Source organism: Lyngbya sp. CCY1209, from assembly GCF_035615495.1.
In the GTDB taxonomy this organism is placed as follows: Bacteria; Cyanobacteriota; Cyanobacteriia; order Cyanobacteriales; family Microcoleaceae; genus Limnospira.
In genome coordinates this window covers 1-9338 of the sequence record NZ_JAJENU010000471.1, presented here as the reverse complement: position 1 = coordinate 9338, position 9338 = coordinate 1, and the positions used below count along the sequence as shown (strand labels likewise).

General features: G+C 51.7%; 8 protein-coding genes. 4 read left to right on the top strand and 4 right to left on the bottom strand.

Annotated features, from left to right (window positions below):
• Positions 1–170 precede the first annotated feature (170 nt).
• Positions 171–1541, bottom strand: a complete 1371-nt coding sequence (locus LKE08_RS14995; protein ID WP_324705047.1) for an NCS2 family permease — start codon at positions 1539–1541, stop codon at positions 171–173.
• Between the two features lie 228 nt (positions 1542–1769).
• Positions 1770–3161 carry a DNA (cytosine-5-)-methyltransferase gene (gene dcm, locus LKE08_RS14990; protein ID WP_324705046.1) on the bottom strand — a complete coding sequence of 464 codons (1392 nt, stop codon included), beginning with the start codon at positions 3159–3161 and terminating at the stop codon, positions 1770–1772.
• A 169-nt stretch (positions 3162–3330) separates the two neighbouring features.
• Here dcm and LKE08_RS14985 point away from each other — a divergent pair, with 169 nt between their 5' ends.
• On the top strand, positions 3331–4440 hold the full coding sequence (locus LKE08_RS14985; RefSeq protein ID WP_324705045.1) for an S-(hydroxymethyl)glutathione dehydrogenase/class III alcohol dehydrogenase: 1110 nt from the start codon (positions 3331–3333) through the stop codon (positions 4438–4440).
• Here the strand turns inward: LKE08_RS14985 and LKE08_RS14980 are convergent.
• Positions 4437–5351 carry an endonuclease/exonuclease/phosphatase family protein gene (locus LKE08_RS14980; protein WP_324705044.1) on the bottom strand — a complete coding sequence of 305 codons (915 nt, stop codon included), beginning with the start codon at positions 5349–5351 and terminating at the stop codon, positions 4437–4439. The genes LKE08_RS14985 and LKE08_RS14980 overlap by 4 nt on opposite strands.
• A gap of 164 nt (positions 5352–5515) precedes the next feature.
• On the opposite strand from LKE08_RS14980, the gene LKE08_RS14975 reads away from it, so the two are divergent.
• Complete coding sequence (locus LKE08_RS14975) at positions 5516–6742, top strand: DUF790 family protein (RefSeq protein ID WP_324705043.1); 1227 nt, start codon at positions 5516–5518, stop codon at positions 6740–6742.
• Positions 6743–6933: 191 nt separating this feature from the next.
• On the opposite strand, the gene LKE08_RS14970 is transcribed toward LKE08_RS14975, so the two are convergent.
• The gene (locus tag LKE08_RS14970; protein ID WP_324705042.1) at positions 6934–7143 is read right to left on the bottom strand and encodes a hypothetical protein; all 210 of its coding nucleotides are present in this window, start codon (positions 7141–7143) and stop codon (positions 6934–6936) included.
• Positions 7144–7398: 255 nt separating this feature from the next.
• On the opposite strand from LKE08_RS14970, the gene chlP reads away from it, so the two are divergent.
• Positions 7399–8619, top strand: coding sequence for a geranylgeranyl reductase (chlP, locus tag LKE08_RS14965; protein WP_324705041.1), 1221 nt, complete (start codon positions 7399–7401; stop codon positions 8617–8619).
• A gap of 99 nt (positions 8620–8718) precedes the next feature.
• On the top strand, positions 8719–9249 hold the full coding sequence (locus LKE08_RS14960; RefSeq protein ID WP_324705040.1) for an N-acetyltransferase: 531 nt from the start codon (positions 8719–8721) through the stop codon (positions 9247–9249).
• Positions 9250–9338 lie beyond the last annotated feature (89 nt).

The window sequence follows — 9338 nt, the reverse complement described above, 5'->3', positions numbered from 1 at the left end:
AAACCCCCAATTCTGGGGGCTTTTTCCCGGCACCCAGCGCTGTATCTCGCCCCCAAACCCCCAATTCTGGGGGCTTTGAACGGAGAGGATTTTCGCGCATTATTTCGTAACATATCTTGAAAAATTCTCCCCTCTCCCAGAATTGGGAGAGGGGTCGGGGGTGAGGGCATTCACCCGCCGATCGCCACGAATTTCAACACGAAAACCGCCGCCAAAATCCACATGGCGACGGTCGTTTCCTGAAACTTGCCCTGCATGGTTTTCAAAATCGGATAGGCGATCAAACCCGCCGCCAAACCGTCGGCGATGGAATAGCTGAGGGGCATAATAAATAAGGTCAAAAAAGCCGCGATCGCCTCGGCGGGATCGTCCCAGGCGATGTAACGGACGCCGCCCATCATCAACACCCCGACGATGATTAAAGCGGGGGCGGTGGCGAAAGACGGAATCCCCGCCAGCAGGGGAATAAACAGGGTCGAAAGCAGGAACAAAACCGCCACCGCGATCGCCGTCAGTCCGCTGCGTCCCCCCTCGGAAATTCCCGACGCCGACTCGATATAAGTCGTCACCGTCGAGGTTCCCAAAATGCCGCCGACGGTGGTTCCCACCGCATCGGCTAAAAACGCCCGACTCGCCCGGGGAAGTTCGCCGTCAGCGCCGATATAACCGGTTTTAATTCCCAACCCCGTCAGGGTTCCCACGGTATCGAATAAATCGACAAATAGAAACACGAATAAAACCGTCAATAATTCTCCAAAATTCCCTCGAAATATTTCCCTAAAACCCACGAAGGCCTGACCCGCTAAATCCACGGGTAATTGAGGCAAAGCCACCACCGCTTCCGGCCAGGGGGCGATCGCCAAAATCCACCCCAACAACGCCGTCGCCAAAATCCCCCACAACAGGGCGCCCGTGATGCGGCGGACCACAAACGCGGCTGTGATGAAAATTCCCGCCAAACTGACCAAAATAACCGGTTGGCTGAGGTCGCCGAGGGCGGTTGTTGTGGCTTCGGATGCGACAATTAATCCTGTGTTTGTAAGGGCGATATAAGCAATAAATAAGCCGATGCCGGCGGCGGTGGCGTGTTTGATGCTGGCGGGGATGGCGGTGACAATTTGGGCGCGGATATTTCCGAAGGTGAGGGCGATGAAGATTAACCCTTCGATGAAAATGGCGGCGAGGGCGACTCGCCAACTAATTCCCTGTTTGAGGACGACGGTGAACGCGAAGTAAGCGTTGAGCCCCATTCCGGGGGCGAGGGCGAAGGGATATTTGGCGTATAATCCCATAATTAATGTTGCGATCGCGGCCGATAGTGCGGTGGCGATCGCGATTTCTCCGAACAGATCGCCGGGGGTTTCTAAAAAGATGGCGGCGGAGAGAATGTCCGGGTTGACGGCGAGGATGTAAGCCATCGTCACGAAGGTTGTCACCCCCGCCATAATTTCGGTGCGGAAGTCGGTTTGCAGTTGCCGAAACTGGAAAAAACGGGCGATCGCCGTTTCCTTTTCCGGGGCGCGATCGGGTTCTGGGGTCATAGCCGTCAGTTGAAAACCAAATGCTAATTGATTCCCAATACTTTATCACACCGTTGTTGCGCTTTAGCGCCCACAAACGTTATATCAGATCCGGTTATTTACCCGCCCCCCTCGATCCCCCCCTTATTAAGGGGGGGCTGGGGGGGATCGATTTTTGGATATTTAAGCGGATTGGATATTAATAACCGTTGTTGCGCTTTAGCGCCCGCGATCGCACCTTCCCCCCGACTAAAAACTGTTTTGAACCTCATTTCCAAACGGATTCAAAACCAACAGCGATCGCGCGATATGATAGACGACCGGAACGGGAACGGCATTCCCCAACTGTTTTTTTGCCCGACTGGGATTGTTATCTAAAATAAACGGTTCCGGAAACCCTTGCAGTCTCGCCATATCCCGGGCGGTGATTTCTTTATAATGTTTGGGACGGTAGATTTTTTCAATAAATTCTATTTTATATCGCTCGGGATTCTGACAATCAAACGTTTTGGTAGCGACAAAAACCTTGGTTCCCGTCGCCGTCAAAGTGCCGATCGCCTCTGCGTGGGCTAAATAGATTTTCGCCACCCCGCCGATACCGGAAGAGATTTTAGAATTGACAAACTCATAACCCCGATTTTCGATAAACCGCAAAATTCGCTTTTCAACCAGGCGATCGAGTTCCGCCATTTCCAGATCGGATATCAACGCTTTCAACCCGTCAAACGGGATCGGATTTCCATCTTTCGGGCCGTAGATTTTTTTGCGCCTATTTTTTAAAATAATATCACAAATCTGCTTTTCGCGATCGCTCGTTGCGATCAAATCCCAGGAATGGATGGTTGTCTGTCCGTTTCGCACGTCGGAAAATAGGAAAAAATCGTTGAGTTCGTCCGTTTTTTGAAATCGCCCGCGAGACGGGGGAATATTGTCACCAAATAAAACCGGCGGCGAAAACTTCTTTTTAACGACGGGTTTCTTGGAGACTCCCTCCACAAACTCGAACAGTTTGGGTCGCCGATTTAACGGTTCGGGAAATTGGAAGTTTTGCCCCCCTTTGATATCCCGCCGGATGCCGACGATAAACACGCGATCGCGGTCTTGAGATAAACCAAAATCAAAGGCATTTAAAACCCGCCATTTAACGACATAATTCGCCTCGGATAGTGCAGCCAGGATACTATCAAACTGTTCTTTATGTCTGGGTTCGGTTAATCCCCGGACATTTTCCAGGATAAAAGCTTTGGGTTGATTCAAGGTAATCACCCTGATTGTATCCAACCAAAGCTGTCCCCTCGGGTCGTTCAAACCCCGCAACTTTCCCGCGATCGACCAGGGTTGACAGGGGACACCACCCGCGATAATATCGACATCAAAGGGGAGTTTATTTAATAATTGAATATCTCCCAACTCTTTTTCGTCCAAATTGGAATATCGGATAAAATTGTCTCGGTAGACTTGGATTGACGTGCGATCGATTTCCGAATACCCCAAACATTTGCCGCCCAATTCTTCCAGGGCGATCCGAAAGCCGCCGATGCCGGCGAACAGATCCACGAAGGTAAACTGGGGTCGAAAAATGGCGTTAATTGCCGTCAGCGATCGCCCCCCATGAAACCACTCAATTTGCTTGGCTTGCATTCCCATTCTTTAAATATAGTAGAACAGGCATCTTGCCTGTTTCCATCTTTCAATTATATCTGATATCAAACTCGACATCGCAAAGGGGGAAATATTTTGATCAAATCGATTGTTTCGATTCGCCATTTTCTGATACCCTAAAAAAACAGGAACTATCGAGAGAAGGAACATGGAAGTTAAAGCCGCCGTCGCCTGGGAAGCCGGACAACCCCTCAGCCTGGAAACCGTCCAACTCGAAGGCCCGAAAGCGGGGGAAGTCTTGGTGGAAATCAAAGCAACCGGAATTTGCCACACCGATGCCTATACCCTCTCCGGCGCCGACCCGGAAGGGCTATTTCCGGCGATTCTCGGCCACGAAGGGGCGGGGGTCGTGGTAGAAGTCGGCCCGGAGGTGAAAAGCCTCAAACCGGGCGATCACGTTATCCCTCTTTATACCCCCGAATGTCGCCAATGTGAATACTGTCTCAGCATGAAAACCAACCTCTGTCAGGCGATTCGCGGCACCCAAGGAAAGGGGTTAATGCCGGACGGCAGCAGTCGCTTTTCTCAAGGTGGAAAAATGATCCATCATTACATGGGAACCTCCACTTTTTCTAATTATACAGTATTGCCGGAAATTGCAGTAGCAAAAATTCGCGAAGATGCGCCTTTTGACAAGGTTTGTTACATTGGCTGCGGGGTGACGACGGGTATCGGCGCGGTCATCAATACGGCGAAAGTTGAACCGGGTTCTAAAGTGGTGGTCTTCGGTTTGGGCGGCATCGGATTGAACGTCATTCAGGGGGCGAAAATGGTCGGTGCCGATATGATTGTCGGCGTGGACCTCAACCCGGACAAGCGAGAAATTGCCGAAAAATTCGGGATGACGCACTTCGTCAATCCCCGGGAAATTGAAGGAGATTTGGTGCCCTATTTGGTGGATTTGACGAAGGGCGGCGCGGACTACAGTTTCGAGTGTATCGGCAATGTCAATGTCATGCGTCAGGCGTTGGAATGCTGCCACAAAGGTTGGGGGGTAAGCGTGATTATCGGCGTCGCCCCGGCGGGACAGGAAATCAGCACCCGTCCCTTTCAATTGGTGACGGGACGGGTTTGGAAAGGGACGGCTTTCGGCGGCGCGAGGGGCCGGACGGATGTCCCTAAAATTGTGGATTGGTACATGGAAGGTAAGATTAATATCGACGATTTGATCACCCACGTTTTGCCCTTTGAAAAGATTAACGAAGGCTTCGATTTGATGCACGAAGGAAAATCGATTCGCAGCGTTGTGACGTTTTAATGGATGGCTAAATCCATGACAATTGGCAGGTGATCGGAACCGACATTTAGCCCCCGTCGCATCTGCAAAACTTGAATTTCCGGACTCACCAAACAATGGTCGATGGGAATCTGCAAATAGGGGTTACGAGTCGGCCAGGTGGGGAGGATTCCGAACCCGCGGCGGCTGTTGCGGAGTCGGGTTTTTCCCAGGGTGTTTTTGTAGATGGGGGACCACATAGTGATGTTCAGATCTCCGAGGAGGATGACAGGTTCTGACAAGGTGGGGATAAATTTTGCGATCGCCTCCAGTTGTCGGTTGCGGACGGAAACAAGCCATTTACTGATCGGGGGTGTGGGGTGGGTCGCGATCGCCCAAAATTCCCGATTGTTTTGGGTCAGTTTGGCGACGATTGTCGGTCTTTTTTCATTTCCAATAAATTGAACCGACGCATTATTTAACGGCAGTTTGCTGTATAGCGCGATGCCAATCCCCGGCCGATCTTGGCTGGTTTCAAACATCAGGTAAGGGAAGCGATCGCGGATCGGTTGCAATCCCTCTTGCCAAGCTTGATTGGCTTCTACAATCGCCAGAATGTCCGGATTTTCCTCCCTTACCCACGAAATCACCGCGTCAAAATTGCGGTTCTTGGCATTGACATTCGACACCGCCACCCGCAGGGTATTTGAACTGACGCTATCGAAAGATTGCTGCGGAAAATACCAGGGAACAATCTCCATCAAATTGATCGCCAGACAAATCAAGCTAATCGCGATCCATCGGGGTTGTCGTCGCAGTGTAAAATAGATCAGGGGAATTAGGGCGGCGATCGCGTACTGAACCCGAAAATGGGATGTCAACTCAAATAACAGGTGAAAACGGCCCAAATATCCCGCCAAGGACATCAGCAGCAGGAGAGTCACTCCCGCCATAAAAAGAAAGGAGAAAATTTGACCAATTGACAATGAAAAGCGATTCAAAAGTTTCATAATTTCTACCCGTTTATTGACAGCATAACAATTGAAAAATATCGATCAACCCTGTACAACCCAACTCTAACTCCCCACTCCCCACTCCCCATTCCCTATCCTTTTTTATGTTACCCACGGATCTACTCAGTCACCGACAAAATGGAGAAACCATCATCCCCCTCCGCCTGCGAATTGACGCGGGAAATTTGGCGATCGCATCCGAAATCATCCGACGGTTTGAAAACAGCCTCAACCACACCCAAGGCGACTTGAACCGCCAACTCCAAGAACTCGAAGGGGACAGCCCCAACTACCGCATCAAACGGGGATTCGCCCACCTCCTCCGCAGCAGCTTTTGCACCTTTGAAATCGTCAGTCCCCTCGAACCCCAACAGTTGCGAGAACGGGTTTTTTCAGAAGCCGCAAAACGGGTTCCGTCCTCCCCTGCAACTCGGACAACCTTAGAAGCAGTGGCAGTTCAACTCAGTCGAGAACTCCAACGAGATGTCACCCCCCCAGAAATCGAAACTGGACTCTATGCCGACTTGCACGAAAACCGCATTTTAACCCAATTCGATACCCCCACCCCCGAAGCCTTAATCCACCGCTACAATCTCTCCCAAGTTCAAGGGATATTCTACCGCGCCAGCGAGATCAAAATCAATGCCTATCGCAACGATCCGGGAGAATATAAACTTTTATTTCGATACTTAAAATTATTTCAACTCATGGCTTATATTGAAGGAGATGCCGACCACGGATTTACCCTCACCCTCGACGGCCCCACCAGCCTCTTCAAACCCAGCACCCGCTACGGTTTAGCCCTGGCAAAAATGCTCCCGGCATTACTCCACGTCACCAAGTGGAGTTTGCAAGCGACCTTACAGCAGCGAGATCCCTACACCCGCGTCGTCAAAACCGGCCGATACACCCTCAATTCCGAGTGCGAATTGGTCAGCCACTATCCCCCCGGCAAACCCTACGACAGCCTGATCGAACAGTCCTTCGCAGACCGCTGGCAGTCCCTCAAAACCGAGTGGCGGCTGGAACGGGAAGTCGATTTAATTCCCCTCCCCGGCAGCGTCATGATCCCCGACTTTCGCCTGGTGCACCCCGACGGCCGCGTATTTTTATTAGAAATTGTCGGCTATTGGCGTCCAGAATACCTGCAAAAGAAATTCTATCAGGTGCGGCGTTCCGACTGCGACCATTTAATCCTCGCCATTTCCGAGCGCTTAAATTTGGCAAAAGCGGGGGTAAAAACCACCGGAATTCCGGCGCGAGTCGTCTGGTTCAAAGGAAAATTATCCCCCAAATCGGTATTAGAGGCGATCGAAGAGAATGGGGAATAGAGAAAAATCTGTGTAATCTGTGTAATCTGCGGATGGAAGTCGGTAATCGGTAATAGGGAATGGGAAATAGGTAATCCAGTCAAAAAATCGAAAATCGCCTCAAAGTCCCCCTTTTCAAGGGGGATTTAGGGGGATCGCCAATAGATATAGTAATCGCCATAAAGCGCAACAACGACGGGGGGACCGTTGATTTAACTCTGAGTGAGGGTGATGCGGCCGGTTTGAACGTGGTCGAAAATGCGGTTGATTTGGTGGCGTTCCGCGTCGGCGATCTGATTTCCCGACAAAATCGCCGACATCAACCGGAGATATTGGACGTAACTCAATTGGCCCGATGTCTGGATTTGGGTGAGTAGCTGGCCAATGGTGGGGGCAGATTTGGCCGGGTTGTTCCATGCCATAGGGTTCGCGATCGCCTCCTGATTGTGTCCCGTCCTCCAGTATCCCAGAAAACGGGGGCCCGGGAAAAAACGGCTAATTATCAATTATCGGGCGCCAATTGTCAATTTTTTTCCCATCCGACCCGCCAAATTGTTACGGTCTGTTAAGCTCTATTGCAATCCGTCACAACTCTGAGAAGAACGCCCCCCCGCTTACTGACTCCGTGCTACTATCTGGGCTTAGTAACTGACGAGATAAATTTTGGGAGAGGACCTTTGACTCTACGGGTTGCTGTTGTCGGATCGGGTCCTGCGGGTTCCTCCGCGGCCGAAACGCTGGTAAAAGCTGGAATTGAAACCTATTTATTCGAGCGCAAACTGGATAACGCCAAACCCTGTGGCGGTGCTATCCCCCTGTGTATGGTAAGTGAGTTCGACCTGCCGCCCGAAATTATCGACCGGCGGGTTCGGAAAATGAAGATGATCTCCCCCTCCAACCGCGAGGTGGACATCAATTTAGAAAATGAAGATGAATATATCGGGATGTGCCGCCGGGAAGTCCTCGACGGCTTCATGCGCGATCGCGCCGAATCCCTGGGAGCCAACCTGATCAACGGTACGGTTCACAAACTCGAAATTCCCACCAAAACTGGCGACCCCTACACCATCCACTATAACGACCACTCCGGCGGTAAAGCGGTCGGAACGGCCAAAACCCTGAAAGTGGATCTGGTCATCGGTGCAGACGGGGCCAACTCCCGCGTGGCGAAGGCCATCGACGCCGGGGATTACAATTATGCGATCGCTTTCCAAGAGCGCATCCGCATCCCCGAAGACAAAATGGCCTACTACGAAGATCGGGCCGAAATGTACGTCGGCAACGACGTCTCCCCCGACTTCTACGCCTGGGTTTTCCCCAAATACGACCATGTGGCCGTCGGGACCGGAACCATGAAGGTCAACCAGGCGATGATCAAAAAGCTGCAAGCCGGCATCCGCGCCCGCGCCGCCCAGCGTATCGAAGGCGGTAAAATCATCAAAGTGGAAGCCCACCCCATCCCCGAACATCCCCGCCCCCGCCGGGTCGTGGGCCGCGTCGCCCTGGTCGGAGACGCCGCCGGAACCGTCACCAAATCTTCCGGCGAAGGCATTTACTTCGCCGCCAAGTCGGGCCGGATGTGCGCCGAAACCATCGTGGAAACCTCCAACGCCGGACAGAAAATCCCCACCGAAGATGACTTGAAACTTTATATCAAGCGTTGGGATAAGCAGTACGGCATGACCTATTTGGTGCTCGACATCCTGCAGCGGGTGTTCTACCGCACCGATGCGAGTCGGGAAGCGTTTGTGGAAATGTGCTCCGATCTCGACGTGCAGCGCATGACATTCGACAGCTACCTCTATAAAACTGTCGTCCCCGCAAACCCCCTGGTGCAGATGAAGATCACCGCCAAAACCTTGGGCAGCTTGCTGCGGGGCCACGCCCTCGCTCCCTAAGCGATTATCGCCCATTTTTCTTTAACATAAAACCCTTTCCTCTCCGGTATTTGTGCCGGGGAGGAAATTTTGTAATAGGCAACAGGACGGTTGGGACCTATGAATCAAAAACTAATGATCAGAACTGAAAATGAGAACGATGTGAAGGCTATAACAGATGTAACTATCTCCGCCTTCAAAACATTGGAGATCAGCCAACATACGGAACAGTTTATAATAACCGCCCTCCGCGCCGCCGAAGCACTTTCCGTGTCTCTCGTCGCAGAAATGGATAACTCAATCGTCGGGCACATCGCATTTTCACCCGTCGTCATTTCCGACGGAACGCCGGACTGGTACGGCCTCGGCCCCCTCTCCGTTTTACCTTCCCATCAAAGGCAAGGTATCGGCAAAACCCTGGTCAGAGAAGGCCTGTCGCGTTTGAGGGGTTTGAATGCGAAGGGATGTTGCGTGGTCGGACATCCGGATTATTATCCGAAATTTGGATTCGAGAATGTTGCCGATCTCAGTTATAAAGGCGTGCCGCCAGAGGTCTTTTTTGCCCTGTCATTTAATGGAAATTTTCCCGAAGGTGAAGTCACGTTTCACGAGGCTTTTATGGCGACTTCAGAACCGGAGAGATCCCCCTAAATCCCCCTTACGAAGGGGGACTTTGAAAAGATATTCTCCCCCCTTACAAAGGGGGGCTGGGGGGGATGCTTCACTGTTTGGGAACCGAA

Coding starts and splice junctions, on each gene's coding strand:
- LKE08_RS14995 (WP_324705047.1), bottom strand. CDS start 1,541: ATGACCCCAGAACCCGATCGCGCCCCGGAAAAGGAAACGGCGATCGCC.
- LKE08_RS14960 (WP_324705040.1), top strand. CDS start 8,719: ATGAATCAAAAACTAATGATCAGAACTGAAAATGAGAACGATGTGAAG.
- LKE08_RS14970 (WP_324705042.1), bottom strand. CDS start 7,143: ATGGCATGGAACAACCCGGCCAAATCTGCCCCCACCATTGGCCAGCTA.
- LKE08_RS14985 (WP_324705045.1), top strand. CDS start 3,331: ATGGAAGTTAAAGCCGCCGTCGCCTGGGAAGCCGGACAACCCCTCAGC.
- LKE08_RS14980 (WP_324705044.1), bottom strand. CDS start 5,351: ATGGCGGGAGTGACTCTCCTGCTGCTGATGTCCTTGGCGGGATATTTG.
- LKE08_RS14975 (WP_324705043.1), top strand. CDS start 5,516: ATGTTACCCACGGATCTACTCAGTCACCGACAAAATGGAGAAACCATC.
- dcm (WP_324705046.1), bottom strand. CDS start 3,161: ATGCAAGCCAAGCAAATTGAGTGGTTTCATGGGGGGCGATCGCTGACG.